We start from the raw sequence: 24,464 nt of genomic DNA, 5'->3' as shown, positions 1-24,464 counted from the left end.
TTTAATGCGAGTCTAATACTGCATGTAAAAATTGTTTAGTTCTCTCGTTTTGAGGATCTCCAAATAATTTTTCTGGTGGCCCTTCCTCAAATATTTTACCTTCATTAAAAAAACAAACTCTATCAGAAATCTCACGCGCAAAACCCATTTGGTGAGTGACCATTATCATAGTCAAACTGTGCTCTTTATTAAGGGAACGAATAACGTTTAATACTTCTCCTACTACCTCAGGATCAAGCGCAGAAGTTATTTCATCTAAAAGCATAACTTTAGGTCTCATTGCAAGAGCTCTTGCTATAGCAACCCTTTGTTGTTGACCTCCTGAAAGCCTACTTGGGTGTTGGTCTTTTTTATCTGTCAAACCTACTAGCTCCAATAATTCTAAGGCTCTTTCCTCTGCTTCTTCTTTTTTAAGACCTAAAACTTCAATTGGTGCTTCTATGCAATTTTGTAAAGCTGTCATATGGGGAAACAAATTAAATTGCTGAAACACCATCCCAATTTTTGAACGTCTTTCTCTTAAATACTTTTCGCTTGCCTCAACAAGGTTACCATTTTCATTCATATGTGTTAGAGGTTCTCCGTCGAGATTAATTACACCTCCGTTTATTTTTTCTAAAGTCATCAAAACTCTAAGAACTGTGGTTTTACCTGATCCCGAAGGTCCAATTATTGAAACCATCTCATTTTTTTTAATATCTAGATTTAATTTATCCAAAACTACTAGGTTACCATATTGTTTGGTTACTTGATCAAATTTTACAATTATTTCGTCAGATGCATTTTTCATAATTTATTTTTTTATTTTTCCTTGTGCTTTATTAACATCGTTTTCTAATTTTCTAACCCACATTGCAGCAGGAATTGAAAGAGTTAAAAATATAAGTCCAACTAAAGTGTAAGGTTCTAGATATCTGTAATTATATCCACCTACTGCAGTTGCTGCATGGAATAATTCTGCAACTCCTATTGTTGAAAGTAATGGTGTATCTTTAAAGATACCTACTAAATAATTACCCATGCCCGGTATAGCTATAGGAAATGCCTGTGGCAGAACTATTCTTCTGTAAGTATAAATTGTTGAAAAATTAAGAGCTCTACATGCTTCCCATTGAGATTTTGGAACTCCTTCCAAAGCACCTCTATAAACTTCAGATAAATAAGTTCCAAAATGAAGACCAATAGTAATCATTCCACAAACCCAAGCTGATAGGGTAATTCCAAATTGTGGTAATACAAAATAAACAAAAAATAACTGAATCAAAAGCGGTGTTGATCTTATAAACTCTACTATTTCTCTATTAATCCAGTTAACAATTTTAAAAGGAGTTTTTTGACCTAGTAAAAAAAATAAACCAACTATTAAAGCGATTGCATAACCTACACCAGCTGCAAGAATAGTGTTTAAAGTTGCAATTGCCATTTGTGGCAATATTTCAAATGTAAAATCCCATCTCCATCCCATTTGCATAACTTAAATTCTTTCCTTTCCAACTTTTCTAGCTGCCAACACTTCTAACCATCGTAAAAATGGGACCAATGCAAATCTAGCAATAATATAATAAATCAGTAGTGCTGTTCCAAAACACTGAGCAGATAACCAAGTAATTGAATTAATTTGTTTTGCTTCAAAAGTTAAATCTACAACTGTTACCAATGCAACTAATGCTGTCGCTTTTAACAATTCGACAGTTAAATTTGCTGCTGGTGGAAGAATTATTGGAAATATTTGTGGAATAATAATTCTTTTAATTCTTTTTGCTGGAGTAAAGTTTAAAGCATGTGCAGCCTCCCATTGCCCCTTAGGGACTGCAAGTATTCCTGCTCTAACTATTTCTGCACCATAAGCACCAAAGTTTAAACCAAGAGCCACTACTCCTGCTGTAAATGCTTCAAGTGATATTCCAAAAAAAGGTAATACATAATAGGCCCAAAATAATTGAACCAATAAAGAAGTTCCTCTGAAAAATTCTATATATACTGTAGCAATTCCTTGTATCGCTCGATTTTTAGAAAGTCTCATAAGACCAAAAATCATGGAAATAATCACATATAGAATCATAGAACAAACAAGTACTTTTACTGTGGTTACTGTTCCTAACAAAAGTGTAACACCGTGTTCGTTTAAAAATTCAAAATATGTCAAAGTATTTTCCTTTAGATCTTAAAAACCAGGCAACAATCAAGTTGCCTGGTTTAATTTTTTAATAATGTAAATTATTTAGTTGAGCAAGCCCACTCTGTAGTCATGTCAGGTGGAGGTAGTTGAGCTTTATCATAGCCATACTTACCAGCTCTCTCTAACATTTTATCAGGATTAGCTAAAACTTTAGCTAAAGCTACGTTGAAAGCATCTCTGAACTTACTATCACTTTTTCTAAAACCAATACCTACTACGTTTACAGTTTCTTTAGGCATTAATTTAGGATCAGTTACTTCAAAAGCTCCGCCAGTTTTTTCCTCGTGCTCTTTTGCGCCAAAGAAAGTTTGTACAGCAGCATCAGCTCTTCCAGCTTTCATTGCTGCTAAAATACCAACTTCACCTTCTACTAAAAGCATTTGGCTATCTGGAACACCAGCTTTTTTTGCAGCTTCTACAGTGTTAAAACCAGTTCCTGTTACAAGTTTAGCTCCAGTTCTTATAACATCCTCGTAATTATTAATCCCTTTAGGGTTTCCTTTAGGAACTAACATCGCATCACCAAATACTCCGATTGGATCTGAAAAATCAATGTTGGCACATCTGCTTTTTAGAATGTACATACCACCAGTAATCATGTCTGATCTGTCAGCATTTATTCCTGGAATAAGACCTGACCATTCAAAAACTTTAGTTTCATGCTCAGTAATTCCCATTTCTTCTAAAACAGTTAAAGCAATCATGTTTACGAAACCTAATGCTTCACCATTATCTCCAGCATATGCCCATGGCACAGCAGTACCAAAACCTAGTCTTAGTTTGTGACCATCTGCAAGCCTTTCTGTTAATGTTTTTGCATTAACAGTCGAAATACTAAACAGAAGAACAAATAAAACAGTTAACGTCTTATATATTTTTCTCATGATATCCCCTTCGTTATGTTTTGATAAAGTTAAACAGATTAGAGAAGTGGTGTACACAGAAATTGGAATAAATATTCAATTCTAAGTTGTTTAAAATTTATTTTATAAGGATTTTTTCTGATAAATTTATTTCACCATCATTTTCCGGTGTCAAATAAACGCCCATGTCATAGTGATCGTAAGTTTGTTTTAAAGTTTTAAGTAAATTAAAAGAATTATCATCTGTTGCAGGTTTTAAGTTTATTGCAACACATCTTGGAATATTTTTTTCAACTTTAAACAAAACATCATTTATTTTTATAGTTTTACCAATCCAGTTTCTTTCTTCCCAAGCTTCTACTCCATCAAAATATAGATTGCCTCTGAAAATAGATTTTTCAATTTTTTTATCAATTTTATTCTCAAAATCTTTAATGCTATTAATATTTAAAAGCGAAATTGAGTTTCTAAACATAGACTTGTTAGATATAGAGGTATCATAAAAAGGATACTCATCATTTATCATAAGTCTTATATCGTTTTTTAAAGACCCCTCTAGTTCAATTAATTTTTTTTCAAGATTATTTCTTTCATTTGTTTCATTAACATTAACAGTAATAATTTCTTTATTATTTAGCGTTAGAGTTAACTTATTATCCTCATGTAAAAAATTGTACTTATTAAACACTGGTGTATTTTTAAGTGTTACGATTTTATTCCATTTACCTTTTCTTGTTTCAGGATTTTTTTCGAATTCTACAGATTGATCTAAATTAAGATTTTGTGAAAAAGCAAAAACTCTATCACCTTCTATCCCAACATTTTTATTAATTTTACATTTTTCAATATTTTGAAATGAAATCGATTTTACAGGACAGTTATGTATTGAAGTAATAATAGCACTCATATAATCTTTAAAAATAATATGACTTATCTTAATTCAAATCAACTGAAACAGTATAATGAAGATGGATATGTTGCTCCGTTAGATATTTTAACTAAAGAGGAGGCTCTAGAGGTAAGAAATGAAATTGAGCTAATTGAAAAAGAAATGCCAAATGAAATTGATAAATCTGGCAGATACAATGTTCATTTAATCTCTCCGAAACTAGATGCGATTGCTCATAATTCTAAAATTCTTGATGCAGTTGAAAGCATTATTGGAAAAAATATTTTAGTTTGTAGTACTACTTTGTTCATAAAAAACCCTAAACAAGAGGGATTTGTAAGTTATCATCAAGATGCAAAATATATTGGGTTAGAACCTCATAATTGGGTCACTGCATGGATAGCAATTACAGATTCAAATAATGAAAATGGTTGCATGAGAATGTGGCCTAAGTCTCATATAGAACTAAAAGATCATAACCAAAAGTTTAATGAAGGAAACCTCTTAACACGTGGTCAAACAGTAGAAGGAGTGCCAGAAAATGAAGTTAAACCCATAGAGCTTAAAGCGGGTCAAATGTCTTTACATCATCCAAGAATAGTTCACGGCTCTGGTATAAATAAAAGTAATGATCGAAGAATTGGTTTTGTGGTTCAAAGTTACATAGGAACTAATGTTAAACAAATTTTAGGAAAAAATAGTGTTCAAATTGCTAGAGGAAAAGATGAATATCATTATCACGAAGTTATTAATCGTACTAATTCATTAATGAGTGTAGAAGGTAAGTCTTTAAGAAATAGAGAAAATAAATATCTACAAGAAATCTTTTATAACGGTTCAGAAAAAAAGGGATCCTACTAATTAAATGAAAAAACTTATTATCCTAAGTTTTTTTTTATTTTCTAAAACATTTGCCTTTGAAAATCCTAAAATTGATTTTGGAAACTTTTCTTTAAATAAATATGAAATTACTATTGAAGAATTTAAAACTTATGCCAAAAAAAATAATTTAATCACTGAAGCAGAGAAAACTGGTGGTGGATATGAATGGGGTGCTGGTTGGGAAAAAAGAGCTGGTTGGACATATAAAACCCCATACGGCAAAAATCCTGATAGTGAATTAGAACCAGCGGTACATGTTAGTAGATACGAAGCTGAGGATTACTGTAAATCAATAAATGGTAGACTGCCCTCTTTTGATGAATGGTCTTACGCTGCATACAAGCAAGTATTTAATTCTTCAGAATTTGAAAAAGGCAAAGTCTATAAATACCCAAGCGGTGATGAGGCTAAAAATATGAACTCTCAAGGATTATTAAATTATGACAAACATATTGATGTAACTAAACTACCAGACGGAATTAATGGTTTAGTTGCAATGGGAGGAAATGTTTGGGAATGGATAGACGATCAAAAAAATGACAATTCATTAACAGCTGGTGCATCATGGTGGTATGGAGGTTCTAAAACTTCTAAAAGTGGAGCACAATACAAACCATCTAATTTCTATGCAATTTATGTTGGTTTTAGATGTGCCTTCGACTAATATTTTAAAAAATCACCTTGTTGTTAAATGTCAAATCTAAATAAAATAATTGAGAATATAAATAATAAAAATTTTGATAAAGCTTTAAAACTTTGCAAGTTGTACGAAAATAACAACAATGCTCATATTATACTTAATTTAAAAGGTGCAGTATATCATTTACAAAAAAATTTAGAAATGGCTGAAATTTGTTTTCTAAAGTCCTTTCAAATAAATAAAAAATTTGTAGATCCACTGAAAAATCTTTACATAATTTACAATAATAACAAAAAAATCGATCAAATGATTGATATTGGTAAAAAGTTGGTCGAAAATGACCAGCTAAATACTTCTTATAATTATAAACTTGCATTTGCTTTTGATTTAAAAAGAAATTTTTCAGAAGCAATAAAATACTATCAAAAATGTATTGAATTGAATGGCAAGGAAAAAAAATTTGCTTTGAACAATATTGGAAACATTTATCTAAAGAAAAACAAGCCAAAAAGTTCAATCGATTTTTTTTTAAGAGCTCTAAGTTTAGATCAAAATGATAAAATTATTACAAACAACATATTATCTAACTACTTACAACTAAAAGATAAAAAAAATTCAAATTTATTCTATATAAAAGCAAAAAATATTGATCAACATTACATTGAGTTTCAATTTAATAAAGCAGAATATTTATTATCAAATAATGAAATTACTGAAGCTATTAAAATTTTAGAAACAAATAAAGATCATATTAAATTTTTAATAAAATTAATAAAAGTAAACTTTACTATAGGGAATAATAATGATGCAAAAATTTTACTTGAAGATTCCAAAGAAAAAATTGAAAAAAATAAAGATTTTTTTGGATTTTTAGGTATGAGAAAATTATTTGATGGAGATTTTGAAAATGGATGGAAATACTATGAATACAGATCTTCAAATAATCTTAATATTTTAGAAAATACAAAGGAATGGAAAGGAGAAAACTTAAAATCAAAACATATTTTAGTTTACTGTGAACAAGGACTTGGAGACACTATACAATTTTCAAAATATATCTTTCCACTTTTGAAAATATCTAAAAAAGTAACATTGGTGGTACAAAAAAAAATTCAAAATATTTTTAAAAACGATTTTTCTAACCTAGAAATTATCAACGAAGATTCAATACCAAATAAAACTTTTGATTATAAAATTACTCTAGGTTCAATTTTAAAATTTTTTTACAAAGAAAAATTAAATAAAAACGACACTTTAATTGATCTTAAAATAAGCGAAAAAAACGAATGGAAAAAAAAATTTGATAAGAAAAAAATGAATGTTGGTATAGCTTGGTCAGGTTCATTTACAGGTCCAAATGAACCAAATAGATCTGTACCGTTAGAATCATTAAGCAAGCTATTTACATTGGACATTAATTTTTTTTGTTTACAAAATGAAATTTGGGAGAGAGATTTGAATTATTTTAAATCCTCAAAAATAAAAGATTTTGGTAAATATAATTTTAAAGAACTACTATCTATAATACCAAATCTAGATTTAGTTATTTCGTCAGACACTTCATTACTGCATTTGTCAGCTTCGTTAAATAAAGAAACTTGGGGTATGATTAATTTATCGCCTGATTGGAGATGGGGTGAATTTAATAAAATCAACCCTTATTTATCTCTTAAATTATTCCATCAAAAAAAATTTAACAATTGGAATGATGTATCAGATGAAGTTTATGAAAATCTTAAAAATAAATTAAAAGTATAATTTATTTATGAAAAAACAAATTAAATTAGGAATTTTAGGTATAGATCATGGTCATATCTTTGACATGCTTGATGAGATGTTAAAAGAAGGATGTACTTGTGATCATTTCTGGACAAAAGGTGAGCCATTAACTTTAAAACAATTCAATTCAAAATATCCAAATATTAAAAGAAAAGAAAATAAGGAAGAAATATTAAATGATCCATCAATTGATATGATTTTAATATCTTCAGTTCCAAAAGATAGAGCTCATAATTCAATAGAAGCTTTAAAAGCTGGAAAAGATGTGATGGTCGATAAACCTGGTTGCACTACTTTAAGTCAATTAAACGAGCTTAAACAAACAGTAAAAGAAACTGAAAAAATATGGTCTGTTAATTTTTCAGAAAGATTTCATGTTGCAGCTGTTGCTAAGGCTGAAGAATTAGTTAACGAGGGAAAAATTGGTAAAGTAAAGCAAACAATTGGAACTGGTCCACATAGACAAGGTAACTATGAAAGACCTGATTGGTTTTATGATCGAGAAAGTTATGGTGGTATAATCACTGATATAGGCTCACATCAAATTCATCAATTTTTAGTATTTACAAATTCAAATGAAGCGAAAATTAATCATGCACTTGTAGAAAACACAACCAAAAAGGAAAAACCTGGTTTTCAAGATTTTGGAGAAGTTAACCTAACTGGTAATGGTGGACATGGCTATATTAGACTGGATTGGTTTACTCCAGATGCGCTTCCGATATGGGGAGATGGAAGATTATTAATCCTTGGGGATAAAGGCTATATAGAAATAAGAAAATATACAGATTTAGCAAAATCAGAAAAAGGTAATCATTTATACTTAGCTAATAATGAAGAAGTTAAATACATCGATTGCTCTGATGTTAAGCTTGCCTACTTTAGAAATTTAATTAATGATGTAATCAACAGAACTGAAACTGCTTGTGCTCAGGAATTAACTTATCTTTCAATGGAACTTGCAATAAAAGCACAATTAAAAGCTGAAACAAAATGAAGAAATATCAAGTAGCAATTATTGGAACTAACATAGGTGCTAAGCACTATGAAGATTTTCAAAAAGTTAAAGAAAGATTTAATGTTCACACTTTATGTGGGCTTACAAGAGAAGCAATTGATAACATTTTATCAAATGAAACTGAAACAAAGGTATCACTTAATTTTGATGAAGTATTAAAAGTAAAAGAAATAGATATTATTGATATATGTCTTCCACCACACTTACATTTTTCAGCTTGTAAAAAATCTATGAAAGCTGGAAAACATGTAATTTGTGAAAAGCCATTAGTATCAAGTCTTAAAGAAGTCGATGAATTAGAAAAGATCAGTAAAGAAACGGGTAAAATTATTTTTCCTGTTTTCCAATATCGATATGGTCTAGGATTTTCAAAATTAAAAGCATTAATAAAATCTGGTTTAGCTGGAAAACCTTTGGTTGCTTCATTAGAAACTCATTGGAATAGAGGAAAAGATTATTATTCAAAACCTTGGAGAGGAACTTGGGAAGGTGAACAAGGTGGAGCTATATTAAGCCATTCAATTCATATTCATGATTTAATCAGCATGATTTTAGGTCCCGTTTCAAATGTATTTGCTAAATTATCAACTAGAGTAAATGATATTGAAGTTGAAGATTGTGCGGCTTTATCAATTGAAATGGAAAATGGAACTTTAGTTACAAGCTCAATTACACTTGGTGCTGCAAACGATACCAGCAGACTTCGATTTTGCTTTGAAGGATTAACAGTAGAGTCTGGTGCATCACCAGATAAACCTTACAGTCCAGCGGATGATGAGTGGCATTTCTTACCAAGATCCCCGGTTACTCAAGCCCAAATTGATGAAGTGTTAGCAAAAGTAGAAGAGCCTCCATCTTGGTATGCAGGTATGTTTGATGAAATTGCAAATAAATTAGATGGATCTACTAGTGATGAGGTAACTTTATCAGATGCTAGAAAATCTTTAGAATTTGTTACCGCTGTCTACGACTCTTCAAGACAAAATAAAAATATTAAACTTCCTATAGATAAAGACAATCCACTTTATGATTCATGGTTACCAATTAATTCATGATTAACTTTGAACTTTCTGAGAATTTAATTGAAGAATTTAACAATAATGGTTTTTTGATTTTAGATAACTTTTTAGATTTAAATTACATAGATGATCTTAGAAATAAATTTGAGCCTTTATTTAAAGGTAATTTTGAAACAGGAATTGAGCCAGATGAGTGGAATTGGAAGTTTGGTAAAGATCCTGAGGATGTTACTCGTCAAATCTGTAATGCTTGGAAGGCAGATCATTTAATAAAAAAAGTAGTTTGTCATAAAATAATTGGTGAAGTTTGCTCTCTTTTAATGAACTGGCAAGGTGCAAGATTAGTTCAGGATAATGTTTTATGGAAACCTCCAGGAGGAAAAACCTTAGGCTTTCATCAAGACGCTGCTTATGATGATTGGCTTATCCCACAAACAATGATGACTTGTTGGATGTCATTAGATGATACCTCAAAAGAAACTGGAACATTAGAGTATATTAAAGGCTCTCATAAATGGGGGCTTCAACCACCCAAAGGAGAATTTCACTCACCAGAAGATTATAAAAAAGAATTAAACATTTTTGCTGAAAAAAATAACAAACAAATAGAAGTTTCTTATGTAGAAGTACCTGCTGGTGGTGTTTCATTTCATCATGGCTTCACCTGGCATGGATCGGGAATAAATACTTCAAGTAACAATCGACGAGCAATTGTTTCTCATTGTGTTCCAAGTAATGCTAGGTTTCATCCAACAAATGAAGGTGGAACAGCTAGAACTTATAAAAAATACAAAAAAGAAAATAGTGATTTACTAGATGAAGAATATTTTCCTCTTTTATGGGAAAATAATTTTATTTAGATCCATCAAACCTATCCTCATCCTGTTTAGTTGGATTGTAAGTAGGTGATGTTTCAAATTGTTCTTCACATTTAATGTCAATATAAGGTGCTTTTGATCTTGTAAAAATCTCACCTGATATACCAAACCAAAAACTTGGTGGATCAAATGTTGCAGCTGCAATTGCTGTTAAACCTTTTAAAGCAGGTGCTGATATTGTCCAGTAAACACTAGTTCCACATTTTTTACAAAAGTTTGTTTCAAAAGTGTTTCCACTCTCAGTTACAAATTTATATTGATTATAATTTTGTGAATTGTGCTTTACATTTTCTTCTTTAAACCAAGCACCAACACCGAAAGGACTACCTGATCTTAGTTGGCAATATCTACAGTGACAAACTCTAGCTCGTTCTGGATTGCCAGTTGTTTCATATCTATTTTCTCCACAAGCACAGCCACCTTGGTGAATTTTTTTATCTGACATTCTTAAAGGTTATATATTAAAAAAAAATTATATCAGAGACTAGATTATTTAAAGAAATAAAATGGTTAATTATTATAATTTTTGTTATTATTTTTTTATGAAAATCCTTTTTGGAATCATACTTTTGTGTTTGATATGCTTAAATGTAACATTTGCAGAAGATAAAATTAAACCAAAAAAAACACCTTTAAATAAGCTCTCAAAACAACTTGGTAATGGTGAGTTAGTTAAAATTCAATCATATCAAGTAGCCAGTTATAAAGCTATTAAAGAAGGATGGTACAAAGAAACACCAATTAAGATAGAAGCATTATTAACCTTTCCTGATGGAGAAGGACCATTTCCAGTTTTACTTTTAGCTCATAGTAGTGGTGGAGCAAAAGAATTTACAGAAGATTATTTGGAATTTATGAGAGATCAACAAAAACCATTATTAGATATGGGAATAGCTACTATGTATTTAGATAATTTTTCTGCAAGAGGTGTAAAAAATACTTATAGAGATCAATCTAAAGCAAGTATCTGGTCTAATTATGTTGATGCATTTATGGCATTGGAATATTTATCAAGAAATCCAAAGGTCAATAAGAGTAAAATTGGGATCTCAGGCATGTCTAGAGGAGGAAACATTTCAATGATGGCAGGAGAAAAAAGATTAAGGGATGCTTTAGTCAGTAAAGATTTATATTTTGTTGCTGCACAACCCAGGTCACCAGAATGCGGTGTTGCAGGTATGTTTAGAAACCCACAACCTATAAAAGAAACTAAAATTTGGTATGTACATGGTAAGGCTGACGATTTTACTTCATATAAGCAGTGTGTCGAGTTGGCAAAAAAAATAAACACTAATGGAGGTGATGTTAAAATAGACATTAGATCTGGTTGGCATCATATGTTTACAGGTGGTTTTGAACCAAAATTTTTTAAATCTTTTCAAACTTTTAGTAAATGCCCACCATGGTATACAGAGGATGATGGTAGTGTGAACAAGGAATGGCTAAATACTCATATAAGCCATGGCGTTTTTAAATCAAAGGAAGAATTTGATAAAATTTTAAGAGAAAATCCTAAAAAGGCATTTAAAAAAATGATGAAAGGACTAAAACTTGAAAAATGTATTGTAAAAGGTGCTCATATAGGTGGTAACAAAGGAAAAGTGTTTATGAGCGAATATTTAGACTTTTGGAAAAAAAATTTGATTAACTAAGCAAAATAAACAAATCAAAAAGCTTTTAGTATCATGAATAAAGATAACGCAAGTAAACTATGGAAAATTATTCAGGAAGCTGGCGATTATTTGGTGGGGCAATTACCTGACCACCCAAATCACCCAAAAGGAAGAAACCCCTATGCTCATGTTGCGATTTGTGTGAAAAGCAAATTCAATGCAAGTTACAAGGATATTCCTGACGAACAATTTGATGAAGTAATAAAGTATATTGAGTTTTTAAAAGAAAATCCTAGTTAGGTTTAATTGTATTTAACAATTCATCAACGTCACTATCTTTAGTATTCCAAGCAGCAACTAATCTCACAGCTTTACCGTCTAACTCTTCTTCATTCATTTTGTAACCATTTAAATTAAGATGTTCTATTTTTTCTCTTGGAAATTTTGCAAAAACTTCATTTGCTTCAGTTGGATAAGCAATTTCAATATCATTATGTTTGCTTAAGCCATCACTTAACTTTTTACCCATTGCATTAGCATGTTTCGCATTTCTCAACCAAACATCATTTGAAATATACGCATCTAATTGAGCAGATACAAAACGCATTTTAGATAACAAGTGCCCTGCTCTTTTCATTAAAAAAGCGATATCCCCTACTAATTCCTTCTTAAAAAATATAATTGCTTCAGCAGCTAAACATCCATTTTTAGTTGCTCCAAATGACAATACATCAACCCCTGACTTCCAAGTCATTTCTGCAGGAGTTACATCTAAAGATACCAATGCATTAGCAAATCTAGCGCCATCCATATGTAAATTGAGATTATGTTTGTGAGTTATCTCTGCAATTTTTTTGATTTCATCTAATTGATAAACTTCGCCTGTTTCACACACCTGAGTAATGCTAACTGATGAAGGTTGGGTGTGATGCACAATTCCTTTTCCACCTATCGATTGGTGTAATTCTTTTGCAGTTATTTTTCCCATTATTCCAGTTAAAGGAATTAATTTTCCACCTCCTGTATAAAATTCAGGGGCACCACATTCATCGGTATTGATATGAGACATCTTATGACAATAAATATTTCCATATGATGGTGTCATCGTAGATAAAGCTAAAGCATTTGCAGCTGTTCCTGAAGCAGTTGGAAAAACAATTACCTCTTTTTCAAATATTTCTGAAAACTTATCTTGTAACTCTGTTGATAAAGGATCATTTCCATAAGGAGTACTATCTCCTTCATTTGCTTTTATAATTGCCTCTAATACTTCGGGACAAGCACCCGCAACATTATCGGAAGCGAATTTAACTCGCTCTCTTTTTGTTTTTATTTTTGCCATCGTTATTGTTTTGGAAAATAATCTTTTAAAGTACCTTCTCTATATACATCTGCTGTACAACAATGAAGTCCTCCACCAAATGCATAAGCATCTCTTAATTCTACTGGTACTACTTCCATTCCTAATTTATCTAGTTGCTCAGCTTGATAGATTTCACTTTTCTCTACACAAACTGTTTTAGGATCTAAAACCAAAACATTCATTGATAACCATGTTGAAGAATAACATAGTGGTGGTGGTTCGTTATGAGCTGGTTGAGCACTATCAACAATTTCCCAACCATTATCTTCAAAAAGCTTTCTTTGTTCTTTTGGCAATCTTCTTTGAGGATTATTAATAATTAAACCTTCTTTTATTGGGGTGAAGGTTGCATCAATGTGAATAGGATATGGATCTCCTGGAAAATTTACTGCATGTACTCTATGATCTTTATAATGTCTCTTTAGCCAATCAATTCCTTTTAAATTAGTTGTAAATCCATGTTGAACAACCAAATCTTTTCCAAATCTCAATACATCTGCTGCATCAAACAATGGCTCTTCTTCAGTAGTTACAAAATATTTTTTCTCAGTCCACTCTAATCTTTTTTGAACACCAATTTTATCTGATAGATAATCTTTTCTATAATCTGCATCTGTTAGTCTTGGTTTTGGAGCAGACTCGTGTCTCATGTTAGTATCTTGATTGTAGTAGTCTTTAAGTAATGGTCGGTAACATAAATATTCAAACCAACGACACCTGTAACTCATTGTTGCTTCTAAAATTTCATTACCCACAGTTAACAAGACATCTCTTGGAGGCATACAACCAAACATAGTTTCTGCTTCCCAATCTGGTGTGGATGTTTTTTGATTAAAATCAATTGGTGTTGGTCGATCAACTTTAATGCCTCTTTTTTGAAGCATGTTAGAAAAGTTATCTAATAATTCATTTGCTTTATCGACAGTATCTTTGGTTCTTGGACCAAACTGTCCTCGCATATCGCTGTCTTCTGGAACTTTTGCATCTAATGCTGGCTCTGGTGCGGGTATACAAGTGCCATCCGCTCTTCCAACAATAACGTGTTTTAACGGATCCCACTCGTTCCAACTATTAACAATAGTTTTATTCTCGCTCATAAAGATTAGTTTTTTATAATATTATGCTCAGGCCCGAAAGGAAATTTTGTAATATTTTCTGCTCTATCTTTACCAATCACTAATATATCGTGCTCTCTATATCCCCCCGCACCAGGATTACCTTCTGGGATCATTATCATTGGCTCCATAGAAACGACCATATTTTCCTCAAGAACAGTATCAATATCTTCTCTTAATTCTAAACCAGCTTCTCTTCCATAAAAGTGTGAAAGCATACCAAATGAATGACCGTAACCAAATGTTCGGTACTGAAGGTAACCAAGTTCAGCAAACAATTCATTTAGCTCATGACAAATATCTGAACATTTTACACCTGGTTTGATTAATTCTAATCCACGCTTATGCACTTTAACATTTGCTTCCCAAGCTTTAAGTGATGCATCATCTGCATGATCTAAAAACAAAGTTCGTTCCAATGCAGTGTAGTAACCTGAGATCATTGGGAAAGTATTTAAAGATAAAATATCTCCTTTAACTAATTTTCTATTAGTCTTTGGATTGTGAGCTCCATCGGTATTGATACCAGATTGAAACCATACCCAGGTGTCCATGTACTCTGCACCTGGATAACTTTTAACAATCTCCCTTTCCATTCTATCTCTTGCTGCTATTGCTACTTCGATCTCCGTGTTATCTTCTCTAATATTTTTAGCTATTTCTTCACCACCAATGTCAGCAATCCTTGCACCATTTCGAATGATCTCAATTTCTTCATCAGATTTAATCATTCTAAGTTTCATTAGATCTTTTGAAACATCACTAAACACAGAGAAAGTAAATATAGATCCTATTTTTTCTCTCATATCTAAAGTGACATGATCATTTTCAATTCCAATATTTTTTGGAGGCTCATCTCTTCCAATAATTGATACAATTGCTCTTAAAAAATTATCTCTCTTCCAATCAGTATAAATAACATTATCACAATGTGATCTACGCCATGGTTGGCTTGCATCAATATTAGCTGAAATTGTTGAAATTTTATCTTGAGTAATCACACATCCGTACGGTCTTCCAAAAGAACAATAAATAAAACCTGTGTAATACGCAACGTTATGCATGGAGGTTAAAATAATCATATCTAAATTATTTTTATCCATCACTGATCTAAGTTTACTTACTCGATCGTTATACTCTTTATCTGTAAATGGTAATTTTACTTTTTCACCATTTTTAAGTTCAAAAAAATCTGGTCGTTCCATAATAATTTAATTTAATGCTATGTAGCGTTTATTCCATCTCATAATTAAACTGTAGTAGAATAAAGATACAAACAGGAAAAAACCTCCAATAATTGTATTTGTTGATGGCACTTCATTAATTCCTAAAATTGGTAACCAAACCCAAAATATTCCACCCACAACTTCTGTTAAAGATAACAATGTTAACTCAGCAGCTGGAATAGCTTTTGAACCAATTGAATATAAAATTAATCCTGAACAAACTAAAAATCCATGTAGTGAAAATAATGAACTATTATAACTCGTAGCAAAGAATGCTTGTCCAGTAGATAAAATCATAATTGATGCAAACACAAAACAAAAGAAACCAGCAAAAGCAACTGTTGTAAACTTAGGAGTTTCTTTTCTCCATCTTAGTGAAACTGAAAATACGGAAAAACCTATCGATGATGTTAGTCCAAACACAAAACCAATTAAAGATTTCTCACCAGTATTACCAATTGCCATGATTAATATGCCAGCTGAAGCAATTATAATTGATATCCAAACATTGAGTGAAATTCGTTCTCTAAGAAATAAAAATGCTAAAAGTGCAGTAAAGAAAGGCATTGCAGCTAAACAAAGTAAAGTAACAGCGGCACTAGTATTTGTTATCGAATAAATAAACGTGATCATTGCAACTCCAAGACCAGAGCCACCAACAATTCCTGATAATCCTATTTTATAGTAATTTTTGTAGAAGTTTTTTCCCTCTTCAAAATATAAATAAAGATTAAGTAGAATAAAAATAGTTAAACCTCTTCCAAATATATACTGCCAAGGAACAAGATTGGGACTATCCATATACCTTACAACCAAAGGTCCAAATGACCATAAAATACCCGCAAACAGTACAATTGGGACAGCAAGTTTTGGATTTCTTAACTCTAACATTTGTAGAAATCTAATTCTAAAAAGATTTTTCTACAACAAAAATACGTTTCTAAATCAAAGATTGATTAGAGTGGTTGGGGAAAAAACAATCTAAGATGTCTCCTTTTTTAAATTTTGATTTCCCTGCTGGCAACAAAGACCAAATGTTAGATTTAACAAAAGATTTTACTCTAAAAGACTCTTGCCCTTGTAAAATCTCAACTTCTATTTTTCCATTTTTAGTTGTGCTTAATTTGCTTTTTGCAAACCTTGTAAAATTCTGTTTTTTAGAAAAACTATTTTTTAAAGTGGCTCTGATAGGCTGTTCTTCACTTAGCCCTAAAATGTTTTCCATAAAAGGAATAACAAAAAATCTAAAGCAAGCAGATGATGACATTGGATTTCCTGGAAGACCAAATATTGCTTTTTGTTTTCCTTTAATTTTAGCAAATAAAATTGGTTTTCCTGGTCGGATTGCTACACTTTTAAAATAATTGGATAATTTAAATGTCTTAACAACACTTGGAATATAGTCATATTTTCCCGCAGAAACAGCGCCTGAAGTTATCAATATATCAGTATCAGTACTTATAAGTTTTTTAATTTGTGATTTATAAATATTTTGATGGTTGTCTCTAAGTATGCCACCATTTTTAAAATTGAATAAAAAGTTTTCTTTAAGATTTTTTATATAATGACTATTAGAATTTCTAACTTTCCAGTTTGGGATATTGTCTTGGTCAGTAATTTCGTTTCCTGTTGAAAAAAATAAAATATTAATCTTCTTTTTAACTTTAATTTTTTTTATACCCAAAGTTTTAAAAGCTAAAATATGATTTGGTTGTATAATTGTATTTTTTTTGACAACCATCTCACCTTTCTTAAAATCTGAACCTGCAAACCTCACATGGTTATACTTTTTAATTTTTTGATTAACTAAAATATATTTTTTATTATTTTTATTTGGATAAAAATTAATCTGTTCTATTGGAATAATAGTATCAAAACCTTTAGGAATTATTCCACCTGTCATTATTTCAACAGCATCATATTTTTTAATTTTTTTATTTAATGATTTTGTACCTGCTGCGATGGATCCAATTATTTTAAATTGTTTTGGTGAATTTTTATTAATTCCATTTGTATCTTTTGATTTAACAGCAAATCCATCAAATGCAGCGTTATCTCCTGCTGGATAATTGATCTTTGAATAAATGTTATCTGAAATCACTCTGTTAAGAGAGTTTTCACTTAATATAGTTTCATCTTTAATTTTAATTTTTGCTTTTTTTAAAATTTTCTTAGATTGATCGTAACTAATCATTTTTTTAATAATTCTTTAGCTTGTTCTAAATCTTCTTTTGTATTGATATTAAAGAAAGGATCTTGATTTGGAAACTCCATATTAATTGTTTTAACTCCAACACTATTAGCCCACAATTCAACTTTTCTAGCTCCTTTTTCCAGATCATCTTCTAATTGATCTAATAAATTCATCGACCATAAACCAAAGATGTTATGCCTAGTATTGTTTGATTTTATAAAAAATAAACTACTTTCATTTTCATCAATTTGATTAATGAATTGCTCTAAAATTTCTTTTTTAAAAAAAGGAGTATCTACTGGAAAAGTTGCTATCCATTGATAGTTTTTATTGTGATCTTTGACCCATTTCATTGCTGACAGAACTCCGCCTAGAGGACCAAGATCTTTTTTAATATCTCCAATTAGTGAAATTTTATCTGAATTAGTAAACTTAATTGAATTATTAGATACTATTAATACTTCTTTAAATTCATCAATTATTTCTGCCAAAATGTAATCAATTAATATTTTATCAGCTAGCAATATCTGAGATTTGTCTTCACCAAACCTTTGTGACTTCCCGCCTGCTAGCACTGTTCCTAAAATATTGTTATGTTCCATGAATAAAATATAAAACATTCAAAGTTGAATTAAAGAAATTAAATGGATTTAAGAATTTTAGAAATCGCGTCTCACACAGAAAATAATAAAGTTTTAGAAAACTTTACTCACAAATCAAAAAACAAAAATCCTATTTGTGGAGATGAAATGGAAATAAGCTTAATTGTCAAAGATGACGTTGTAAAAGATATGGGTTATCAGTGTAAATCTTGCATTTATTGCCAAGCATCTGTCAGCTTATTATCTAGAAAAATTAAGGATAAAAACTTAAAGGAAATAAAAGATTTTGTTACAGCTGGTGAAAAATTGTTTGAAGATGTTAAAGTAAGTCTAGAAAAACACTGGAAAGATTTTAAAGAAATTTTAGATAAAAAAAATCTTTCAAGGAAAGAATGTTTGCTTTTACCTTTAAGAACAATTGTTAAAGCATTAAAAATTTAAATGATCAAAATCACAAAACCATTATTACAAAAAGCATTGATTGCAGGTTTTTTTTCAACAATCACTATAGGAGTACTTACAGTATTAACTTACAAGAGCACACTTGGATATTTTATTGCGGCATCATTTGGTTCATCAATGGTTTTATTATTTGGATTTCCTGAAAGTCCTTTTGCTCAACCAAAAAATGTTTTCTTTGGACATTTATTAACAGCATCAGTTGGTGTGTTATTTGTTAATTTTATACCACTTCCAATTTATATGAGCATTGCATTTGCAGTAGGTATTGGAGTGTTCTTAATGATTTTATTAAATGTTGTTCACCCTCCTGCAGGAGGAAACCCAATAATTGTTATTATTGGGAGTGCTTCTTATGATTATTTAATTAATCCAATTATATTTGGATGTATCATAATTTTGTTACTCGCAATCATAATCAATAAATATTTATTGCAAAAAAACTATCCCTTAAAATAATTTATGAATTCAAAATATAAAGTTTTAAAGTATTCATCTAATAATTTTAAAGATGTTGAAGATTTAGTTTCAATTGAAGAACCATTAGAGATTTCTTTAAAGTATAAAGAAAAAGACAATTGGATTGAACAAACTTTATCTATTACGATGAGAACTCCTGGTAATGATGGAGATCTTGTAAGAGGATTTTTATTTAATGAACAAATTGTAAAAAGTTTAAATGATATTGATAGTATTGAAAGTTATGGAGACAAAGTTGGTCAATATAAAATTCAAAATAAAATACTAGCAACACTCAATAATTCAGAAAATGTAAATATATCAAAAATTAAAAGAGATTTTTTAACCAACTCTTCTTGTGGTGTTTGTGGGAAATCTTCATTGGATGCACTAGAGATAATTAAAACTACAAAGACAAATGCCTCTGAACCTAAAATTTCAAAAGATGTAATTATTCAATCACCTGATATTTTAAGAGAAGGTCAGTCTGAATTCAGCAAAACTGGTGGTATTCATGCAAGTGGTCTTTTTAACAGTGATGGAAAATTGATAGCTCTAAGAGAAGATGTTGGAAGACATAACGCTTTAGACAAACTTATCGGCAGTGCTTTGGAGAAAAAGCAATTTAATCCAAAAAATCAATTTATTACTTGTTCTGGGAGACTTAATTTTGAGCTAGTTCAGAAGGTTTTAATGACAGATATTGGGATTATGATTGGGGTTGGTGCGCCAACAAGTCTTGCTATCGATTTAGCTAATAAGTTTGACATTACCCTCATAGGTTTCGTAAAGAGGGACAGTTTTAATATTTACACAAATAACAAAAAAGTTAAGGTGGAATAATAAAAAAAGGGAAATTGTGTCAAAAAATATAAGTAATTTATCTGGAAGAATAGGCTTAAAAGACAACCTATTTAAGCAAATTTCAGAGAACACCTTAAGTGAAAACCCTCAAGATATTAAAGAAATTGCAAAAAAACATAACCTTGGAGTTTCAACACTTCACGGTGCTGAATCTTTTTATGAATTTTTAAGACCTTCACATAGAGAAAAAAAAGCTTTCGTATGTAACGGAAGTGCATGCATGTGTGCAGGTACTCAAGATAAACTAAAAGATAAATTAAAAGAAAAATTAGGTGATGACAAAGTTGGAGAAATGTTTTGTCTAGGTCATTGTTATGAAAACCATGCATTTCACTATGACGGTGAAAATTATGCTGGAAAAGATATTGAAAAAATTGATCAAATTTTAAAAGGTGAAGAAATTAAACAAGAAAAGTTTTTCTCTAAAAGTTATGCAACAACAAGTTTTTTAATGGATGATAAATTATCATCAACAGATCAATTTAAAGAACAGTTAAGTAAATTTTTAAAAACAGATAAAAAAGAAATAGTAAAATCATTATTAGACTCAAACCTTACAGGAAGAGGTGGCGCAGGTTTTCCAACAGGAATGAAATGGGATTTCTGTAGTAAAGCAAAAGGTGATAAGAAATATGTTATCTGTAATGCGGATGAAGGTGACTCAGGGGCTTTTTCAGATAGATATTTATTAGAAGACCAACCATTAAAAGTTATTTTTGGAATGGTGCTGTGTGGATTTGTAATTGGAAGTGATGAAGGAGTTTTATATATTAGAGGTGAGTATCCAAAATCTATTGAAGCGATCAATGGATGTATCAATGAACTTAAAAAATTAAATTTATTAGGTGAAAATATTTTAGGAACAGATTTTTCTTTTGATCTTGGAATTTGCATCGGTCAAGGTGCATATATTTGTGGAGAAGAAACAGCTTTGATAGCTTCTATTGAGGGAAGAAGAGCTGAAGTAGATGTAAGACCTCCCTTCCCTGTAACAGAAGGGTTATATAAAAAACCAACTGTAGTTAACAATGTTGAAACTTTAGCTGCTGCAACTGGAATTTTATTAAATGGATCAGAAAAATTTTCTTCGGTTGGAAATAAAAAGTCAGCTGGAACAAAATTAGTTTGCTTAGATAGTTTCTTTAATAATCCTGGTGTTTATGAAATTGATATGGGAACACCAATGAAAAAAATATTTAATGAAATTGGTGGTGGATACAAAGAACCTGTTAAAGCTTTTCAAATAGGTGGTCCTTTAGGTGGGGTTGTTCCTTTAAGTGAAATAGAAAATTTAAATTTAGATTTTCAAGAGTTTACTGCAAAAGGTTTTATGTTAGGTCACGCAAGTGTAGTTAGTATTCCTAAAGATTTTCCAATGGCTGAATACATTCATCATTTATTTGAATTTTCTGCAGAAGAATCTTGTGGAAAATGTTTTCCTGGAAGACTTGGATCTTACAGAGGAAAAGAAATGTTTGATCAAGCTAAGAAGAAAACAGCTAAAATTCCTTTAAAATTACTAGAAGAGTTGTTGGTTACTATGCAAAAAGGCTGCTTATGTGCTCTATGTGGAGCGATCCCAACTCCTATTCAAAACATCCTAAAATACTTTGGCGATGAAATGAAAAATGATATGGTGAAAGATAATTAATGAGCTCAGAGAAAAGAAAAATTGCTTATATTGATGGAAAACCTTACGAAATAGGTCCTAATCATACATCTATTTTAAAATTCGTAAAAAGCTATGTTGGTGAAAAAAAGGTGCCAACTTTATGTGACGATCCTAACTTAGCACCCTATGGAGCTTGTAGAGTTTGTTCAGTTGAGGTTGCTTTAGAAAAAGATGGTCCAACTAGAGTAGTTGCATCTTGTCATACACCTGTTGCAGAAAACCAGCATATATTTACTTCAAACGAAGCATTAACAAGCCTTAGAAAAAATATTGTTGAGTTAGTTTTAACTGATCACCCAATGGAATGTGATACTTGTGAAGTAAACAATAACTGTGAACTTCAAACAGTTGCAAATGATTTAGGTGTTACTGATCATAGATACAATAGTCCTAAGCAACATAAAGGAATTCCAAGAGATACTTCTCATGATTACATGAGAATGAATTTAGATAACTGTATTAACTGCGGAAGATGTGTCAGAGCATGTGATGAAATTCAAGGATCATTTGTTTTAACAATGAGTGGTAGAGGATTTGAGTCTAGAATTACAACAGACAACGATATGATGTTTGGAGATAGTTCTTGTGTGTCATGTGGAGCTTGTGCTCACACATGTCCAACGGATGCAATTTCAGATGTATTCCAATCTAAATCTGCAGCTGTAGATAAAAAAGTTAGAACGACTTGTTCGTACTGTGGTGTTGGTTGTAACTTAGAAGCATCTATCAAAGATGACAAGGTAGTTGCAATAGACACTCCTAAGCAAACAGAAGTAAACGCTGGTCACACTTGTATTAAAGGAAGATACGCATTTAGTTTTTATGAACACCCTGACAGATTAAAAACTCCATTAATCAAAAGAAATGGAAAGTTTGAAGAAGCAAGTTGGGATGAAGCGTATGACTTTATCAAAAAAGAAATGAATAGAATTACAAAAGAAAACGGGCCAGATGCTTTTGCTGGAATTTCTTCTGCAAGATGTACAAACGAAGAAAACTATGTTTTCCAAAAAATGATTAGAGCGGCTGTTGGAACTAACAGTGTAGATTGTTGTGCAAGAATTTGTCATTCACCTACCGCATGGGGTATGCAGCAAACATTTGGAACAGGTGCTGCAACTAACTCAACAGAAGATATTTATCATGCAGATTTATTTTTAGTGATTGGTGCAAACCCAACTAATGCTCACCCGGTAACTGGTGCAAAAATTAAACAGCAAGTAATGAAAGGTAAAAAATTAATTGTCCTTGATCCAGTAACAACTGAATTAGCTAAACTTGCAGATTATCACATCAAACTTAGACCTGGAACTAACGTTGCGGTTCTAAATATGATGTTACACTTTATTATTAAATCTAAACTTTATAATGCTGACTTTGTAAGAGATAGAACAGAAGGTTTTGATAATTTCTTAAAAGAAATTGAAAGACAGGATGTTGATCAATTAGCAAAAGTTGCTGGCGTTGATAAACAACTAGTTAAAGAAGCTGCAATTGCTTACGCAACAGCTAGAAATTCAATGGAGTTCCATGGATTAGGAGTTACTGAACACGAACAAGGTTCTAAAACTGTGATGTTGATTGCTGATTTAGCAATGATTACAGGAAATATTGGAAGAAAAGGAGTTGGTGTAAATCCGCTTAGAGGTCAAAATAATGTTCAAGGTGCAGCAGATATGGGTTGTCAACCTCATCAAGGAGCAGGTTATTTTCCTGTCGATAAAGAGGAAAACCAAAAATTTTATACTGAAAAATATGGTGTAACTCACCCTACAAAAGCTGGTTTAAAAATACCTCAAATGTTTGAGGCTGCAATTAATAAAGAATTAAAAGGTTTGTGGATTATTGGTGAAGATATTGTTCAAACAGATCCTAATAGTGCTCACGTTATTGAAGCAATGAATTCATTAGAACTATTAGTTGTTCAAGAAATATTTATGAGTGAGACTGCAAAACTTGCAACGGTAGTTTTACCTGGAACAACTTTCTTAGAAAAAGATGGAACTTTTACAAATACCGAGAGAAGAATTCAAAGAGTTAATAGAGCAGTTCCTCCATTACCAGGTACAAAACCTGATGGATTGATTGTGACTGAGATGATGCAAAAATTAGGTTTTGATCAACCATCATATGATGCTGATCAGGTTTTAGAAGAAATTGCTGATATCGTTCCTTTCTTCAAAGGAGTTACAAGAGAGAGACTTGGAAAATTTGGTTTACAATGGCCAGTTAAAGAAGATGGAACAGACACACAAATTCTACACACAGAAACATTTAAACTTGGAAAAGGAAGATTAAAAAACTTTGATTGGAAAGAGTCTAGTGAGATAGAAGCTAATCAAAAAGATTATCCATTGATTTTAACAACAAGTAGAGTTTTACAACACTATAATGCAGCAACAATGACAAGAAGAACAAAAAACATAAATATTGTTGATGAAGATGTTTTATTAATTCATCCTAAAGATGCAGCTTATAGAGATTTAAATACAGGTGATATTGGAAGATTATATTCTGGAAGAGGAGAAGTTGCTTTAAAAGTTGAAGTAACAGATAAAGTGAAGGAAGGAATTGTATTTACAACATTTCACTTCCCTGAACACATGGTCAATATGGTAACTGGTCATGGAAAAGATGAGGAAACAATGTGTGCTGAATACAAAGTTTCATCAGTTGAAGTTCAAAAAATTTCTAATCAATTTAAAACAGAAGTTAAGCCAAAAGAACATCAAGCTGAAGTTAGTTAATTA

The 24,464-nt window shown here is 31.0% G+C and carries 25 protein-coding genes; 13 read left to right on the top strand and 12 right to left on the bottom strand.

The window, feature by feature from the left end; genetic code table 11:
* Position 1: 1 nt before the first annotated feature.
* The 5 genes from ehuA to ACTTA4_RS05760 all read right to left on the bottom strand — a co-directional run bounded on the left by ehuA (position 2) and on the right by ACTTA4_RS05760 (position 3,949).
* Positions 2-790 (bottom strand): ectoine/hydroxyectoine ABC transporter ATP-binding protein EhuA, encoded by a 789-nt coding sequence (ehuA, locus tag ACTTA4_RS05780; RefSeq protein ID WP_440633916.1) that lies wholly within the window; start codon positions 788-790, stop codon positions 2-4.
* 3 nt (positions 791-793) lie between these two features.
* Positions 794-1,471 carry an ectoine/hydroxyectoine ABC transporter permease subunit EhuD gene (gene ehuD / locus ACTTA4_RS05775; RefSeq protein WP_262589572.1) on the bottom strand — a complete coding sequence of 226 codons (678 nt, stop codon included), beginning with the start codon at positions 1,469-1,471 and terminating at the stop codon, positions 794-796.
* Positions 1,472-1,474: 3 nt separating this feature from the next.
* Positions 1,475-2,146 (bottom strand): ectoine/hydroxyectoine ABC transporter permease subunit EhuC, encoded by a 672-nt coding sequence (gene ehuC, locus ACTTA4_RS05770; RefSeq protein ID WP_262589574.1) that lies wholly within the window; start codon positions 2,144-2,146, stop codon positions 1,475-1,477.
* Between the two features lie 71 nt (positions 2,147-2,217).
* Positions 2,218-3,063 (bottom strand): transporter substrate-binding domain-containing protein, encoded by an 846-nt coding sequence (locus ACTTA4_RS05765; RefSeq protein WP_440618683.1) that lies wholly within the window; start codon positions 3,061-3,063, stop codon positions 2,218-2,220.
* Between the two features lie 97 nt (positions 3,064-3,160).
* The gene (locus ACTTA4_RS05760; protein WP_440633915.1) at positions 3,161-3,949 is read right to left on the bottom strand and encodes an MOSC domain-containing protein; all 789 of its coding nucleotides are present in this window, start codon (positions 3,947-3,949) and stop codon (positions 3,161-3,163) included.
* Between the two features lie 18 nt (positions 3,950-3,967).
* Between ACTTA4_RS05760 and ACTTA4_RS05755 the strand changes: the two genes are divergently transcribed.
* Genes ACTTA4_RS05755 through ACTTA4_RS05730 form a run of 6 tightly spaced genes read left to right on the top strand, consistent with a single transcriptional unit; the run spans position 3,968 to position 10,129 of the window.
* Positions 3,968-4,792: a phytanoyl-CoA dioxygenase family protein gene (locus tag ACTTA4_RS05755; RefSeq protein WP_440633914.1), complete on the top strand. Its 825-nt coding sequence runs from the start codon at positions 3,968-3,970 to the stop codon at positions 4,790-4,792.
* A gap of 4 nt (positions 4,793-4,796) precedes the next feature.
* Positions 4,797-5,477, top strand: a complete 681-nt coding sequence (locus ACTTA4_RS05750) for a formylglycine-generating enzyme family protein (RefSeq protein ID WP_440633913.1) — start codon at positions 4,797-4,799, stop codon at positions 5,475-5,477.
* A 27-nt stretch (positions 5,478-5,504) separates the two neighbouring features.
* Entirely contained in the window at positions 5,505-7,211 is a 1,707-nt protein-coding gene (locus tag ACTTA4_RS05745) for a glycosyltransferase family 9 protein (protein WP_440633912.1), read from the top strand.
* Between the two features lie 7 nt (positions 7,212-7,218).
* A complete protein-coding gene (locus tag ACTTA4_RS05740) occupies positions 7,219-8,229 on the top strand; it encodes a Gfo/Idh/MocA family protein (protein WP_440633911.1) in 1,011 nt (336 codons plus the stop codon).
* Positions 8,226-9,305, top strand: coding sequence for a Gfo/Idh/MocA family protein (locus ACTTA4_RS05735; RefSeq protein ID WP_440633910.1), 1,080 nt, complete (start codon positions 8,226-8,228; stop codon positions 9,303-9,305). Before ACTTA4_RS05740 ends, ACTTA4_RS05735 begins: the two co-directional genes overlap by 4 nt.
* The gene (locus ACTTA4_RS05730; RefSeq protein WP_440633909.1) at positions 9,302-10,129 is read left to right on the top strand and encodes a phytanoyl-CoA dioxygenase family protein; all 828 of its coding nucleotides are present in this window, start codon (positions 9,302-9,304) and stop codon (positions 10,127-10,129) included. The genes ACTTA4_RS05735 and ACTTA4_RS05730 overlap by 4 nt, the downstream gene beginning before the upstream one ends.
* On the opposite strand, the gene ACTTA4_RS05725 is transcribed toward ACTTA4_RS05730, so the two are convergent.
* Positions 10,122-10,592: a GFA family protein gene (locus tag ACTTA4_RS05725; protein WP_440633908.1), complete on the bottom strand. Its 471-nt coding sequence runs from the start codon at positions 10,590-10,592 to the stop codon at positions 10,122-10,124. The two genes, ACTTA4_RS05730 and ACTTA4_RS05725, sit on opposite strands and share 8 nt — an antisense overlap.
* A 97-nt stretch (positions 10,593-10,689) precedes the next feature.
* On the opposite strand from ACTTA4_RS05725, the gene ACTTA4_RS05720 reads away from it, so the two are divergent.
* Positions 10,690-11,799, top strand: a complete 1,110-nt coding sequence (locus tag ACTTA4_RS05720; protein ID WP_440633907.1) for an alpha/beta hydrolase family protein — start codon at positions 10,690-10,692, stop codon at positions 11,797-11,799.
* 33 nt (positions 11,800-11,832) lie between these two features.
* On the top strand, positions 11,833-12,060 hold the full coding sequence (locus tag ACTTA4_RS05715) for a hypothetical protein (RefSeq protein ID WP_440633906.1): 228 nt from the start codon (positions 11,833-11,835) through the stop codon (positions 12,058-12,060).
* On the opposite strand, the gene ACTTA4_RS05710 is transcribed toward ACTTA4_RS05715, so the two are convergent.
* From ACTTA4_RS05710 to mobA, 6 genes are read right to left on the bottom strand one after another with little or no spacing between them, the layout of a single operon-like run.
* Positions 12,053-13,102, bottom strand: a complete 1,050-nt coding sequence (locus ACTTA4_RS05710; RefSeq protein WP_440633905.1) for a threonine aldolase family protein — start codon at positions 13,100-13,102, stop codon at positions 12,053-12,055. The genes ACTTA4_RS05715 and ACTTA4_RS05710 overlap by 8 nt on opposite strands.
* Before the next feature lie 2 nt (positions 13,103-13,104).
* Positions 13,105-14,220, bottom strand: a complete 1,116-nt coding sequence (locus ACTTA4_RS05705; protein WP_440633904.1) for a serine/threonine protein kinase — start codon at positions 14,218-14,220, stop codon at positions 13,105-13,107.
* A 5-nt stretch (positions 14,221-14,225) separates the two neighbouring features.
* Complete coding sequence (locus ACTTA4_RS05700; RefSeq protein WP_440633903.1) at positions 14,226-15,443, bottom strand: aminopeptidase P family protein; 1,218 nt, start codon at positions 15,441-15,443, stop codon at positions 14,226-14,228.
* Positions 15,444-15,449: 6 nt separating this feature from the next.
* Positions 15,450-16,355, bottom strand: coding sequence for a DMT family transporter (locus ACTTA4_RS05695; protein WP_262589588.1), 906 nt, complete (start codon positions 16,353-16,355; stop codon positions 15,450-15,452).
* A 49-nt stretch (positions 16,356-16,404) separates the two neighbouring features.
* Positions 16,405-17,658 carry a molybdopterin molybdotransferase MoeA gene (locus ACTTA4_RS05690; RefSeq protein WP_440633902.1) on the bottom strand — a complete coding sequence of 418 codons (1,254 nt, stop codon included), beginning with the start codon at positions 17,656-17,658 and terminating at the stop codon, positions 16,405-16,407.
* Positions 17,655-18,278, bottom strand: a complete 624-nt coding sequence (mobA, locus tag ACTTA4_RS05685; RefSeq protein ID WP_440633901.1) for a molybdenum cofactor guanylyltransferase — start codon at positions 18,276-18,278, stop codon at positions 17,655-17,657. Before mobA ends, ACTTA4_RS05690 begins: the two co-directional genes overlap by 4 nt.
* A gap of 24 nt (positions 18,279-18,302) precedes the next feature.
* Here mobA and ACTTA4_RS05680 point away from each other — a divergent pair, with 24 nt between their 5' ends.
* Genes ACTTA4_RS05680 through fdhF form a run of 5 tightly spaced genes read left to right on the top strand, consistent with a single transcriptional unit; the run spans position 18,303 to position 24,461 of the window.
* Positions 18,303-18,701: an iron-sulfur cluster assembly scaffold protein gene (locus tag ACTTA4_RS05680; protein WP_440613951.1), complete on the top strand. Its 399-nt coding sequence runs from the start codon at positions 18,303-18,305 to the stop codon at positions 18,699-18,701.
* Positions 18,702-19,178 (top strand): HPP family protein, encoded by a 477-nt coding sequence (locus tag ACTTA4_RS05675; protein ID WP_440633900.1) that lies wholly within the window; start codon positions 18,702-18,704, stop codon positions 19,176-19,178.
* Positions 19,179-19,181: 3 nt separating this feature from the next.
* A complete protein-coding gene (fdhD, locus tag ACTTA4_RS05670) occupies positions 19,182-20,021 on the top strand; it encodes a formate dehydrogenase accessory sulfurtransferase FdhD (protein ID WP_440633899.1) in 840 nt (279 codons plus the stop codon).
* A gap of 16 nt (positions 20,022-20,037) precedes the next feature.
* A complete protein-coding gene (locus ACTTA4_RS05665; RefSeq protein WP_440633898.1) occupies positions 20,038-21,693 on the top strand; it encodes an NADH-ubiquinone oxidoreductase-F iron-sulfur binding region domain-containing protein in 1,656 nt (551 codons plus the stop codon).
* Positions 21,693-24,461 (top strand): formate dehydrogenase subunit alpha, encoded by a 2,769-nt coding sequence (gene fdhF, locus ACTTA4_RS05660; RefSeq protein WP_440633897.1) that lies wholly within the window; start codon positions 21,693-21,695, stop codon positions 24,459-24,461. Before ACTTA4_RS05665 ends, fdhF begins: the two co-directional genes overlap by 1 nt.
* Positions 24,462-24,464 lie beyond the last annotated feature (3 nt).

The organism is Candidatus Pelagibacter sp. HIMB1485, assembly GCF_052048055.1.
Classification (GTDB): Bacteria; Pseudomonadota; Alphaproteobacteria; order Pelagibacterales; family Pelagibacteraceae; genus Pelagibacter.
The sequence above is the reverse complement of the archived record's forward strand: the minus strand, read 5'-3'. Positions and strand labels throughout refer to the sequence as shown.

What these genes read in the sequence shown, in the direction of transcription:
- ACTTA4_RS05760 (WP_440633915.1), bottom strand. Translation starts at nt 3,949, where the DNA reads ATGAGTGCTATTATTACTTCAATACATAACTGTCCTGTAAAATCGATT.
- ACTTA4_RS05755 (WP_440633914.1), top strand. Translation starts at nt 3,968, where the DNA reads ATGACTTATCTTAATTCAAATCAACTGAAACAGTATAATGAAGATGGA.
- ACTTA4_RS05705 (WP_440633904.1), bottom strand. Translation starts at nt 14,220, where the DNA reads ATGAGCGAGAATAAAACTATTGTTAATAGTTGGAACGAGTGGGATCCG.
- ACTTA4_RS05735 (WP_440633910.1), top strand. Translation starts at nt 8,226, where the DNA reads ATGAAGAAATATCAAGTAGCAATTATTGGAACTAACATAGGTGCTAAG.
- ACTTA4_RS05725 (WP_440633908.1), bottom strand. Translation starts at nt 10,592, where the DNA reads ATGTCAGATAAAAAAATTCACCAAGGTGGCTGTGCTTGTGGAGAAAAT.
- fdhF (WP_440633897.1), top strand. Translation starts at nt 21,693, where the DNA reads ATGAGCTCAGAGAAAAGAAAAATTGCTTATATTGATGGAAAACCTTAC.
- mobA (WP_440633901.1), bottom strand. Translation starts at nt 18,278, where the DNA reads ATGTTTTATATTTTATTCATGGAACATAACAATATTTTAGGAACAGTG.
- ACTTA4_RS05750 (WP_440633913.1), top strand. Translation starts at nt 4,797, where the DNA reads ATGAAAAAACTTATTATCCTAAGTTTTTTTTTATTTTCTAAAACATTT.
- ACTTA4_RS05700 (WP_440633903.1), bottom strand. Translation starts at nt 15,443, where the DNA reads ATGGAACGACCAGATTTTTTTGAACTTAAAAATGGTGAAAAAGTAAAA.
- ACTTA4_RS05710 (WP_440633905.1), bottom strand. Translation starts at nt 13,102, where the DNA reads ATGGCAAAAATAAAAACAAAAAGAGAGCGAGTTAAATTCGCTTCCGAT.
- ACTTA4_RS05730 (WP_440633909.1), top strand. Translation starts at nt 9,302, where the DNA reads ATGATTAACTTTGAACTTTCTGAGAATTTAATTGAAGAATTTAACAAT.
- ACTTA4_RS05690 (WP_440633902.1), bottom strand. Translation starts at nt 17,658, where the DNA reads ATGATTAGTTACGATCAATCTAAGAAAATTTTAAAAAAAGCAAAAATT.
- fdhD (WP_440633899.1), top strand. Translation starts at nt 19,182, where the DNA reads ATGAATTCAAAATATAAAGTTTTAAAGTATTCATCTAATAATTTTAAA.
- ACTTA4_RS05765 (WP_440618683.1), bottom strand. Translation starts at nt 3,063, where the DNA reads ATGAGAAAAATATATAAGACGTTAACTGTTTTATTTGTTCTTCTGTTT.
- ehuA (WP_440633916.1), bottom strand. Translation starts at nt 790, where the DNA reads ATGAAAAATGCATCTGACGAAATAATTGTAAAATTTGATCAAGTAACC.
- ACTTA4_RS05695 (WP_262589588.1), bottom strand. Translation starts at nt 16,355, where the DNA reads ATGTTAGAGTTAAGAAATCCAAAACTTGCTGTCCCAATTGTACTGTTT.
- ACTTA4_RS05680 (WP_440613951.1), top strand. Translation starts at nt 18,303, where the DNA reads ATGGATTTAAGAATTTTAGAAATCGCGTCTCACACAGAAAATAATAAA.
- ACTTA4_RS05715 (WP_440633906.1), top strand. Translation starts at nt 11,833, where the DNA reads ATGAATAAAGATAACGCAAGTAAACTATGGAAAATTATTCAGGAAGCT.
- ACTTA4_RS05720 (WP_440633907.1), top strand. Translation starts at nt 10,690, where the DNA reads ATGAAAATCCTTTTTGGAATCATACTTTTGTGTTTGATATGCTTAAAT.
- ACTTA4_RS05675 (WP_440633900.1), top strand. Translation starts at nt 18,702, where the DNA reads ATGATCAAAATCACAAAACCATTATTACAAAAAGCATTGATTGCAGGT.
- ACTTA4_RS05745 (WP_440633912.1), top strand. Translation starts at nt 5,505, where the DNA reads ATGTCAAATCTAAATAAAATAATTGAGAATATAAATAATAAAAATTTT.
- ehuD (WP_262589572.1), bottom strand. Translation starts at nt 1,471, where the DNA reads ATGCAAATGGGATGGAGATGGGATTTTACATTTGAAATATTGCCACAA.
- ACTTA4_RS05740 (WP_440633911.1), top strand. Translation starts at nt 7,219, where the DNA reads ATGAAAAAACAAATTAAATTAGGAATTTTAGGTATAGATCATGGTCAT.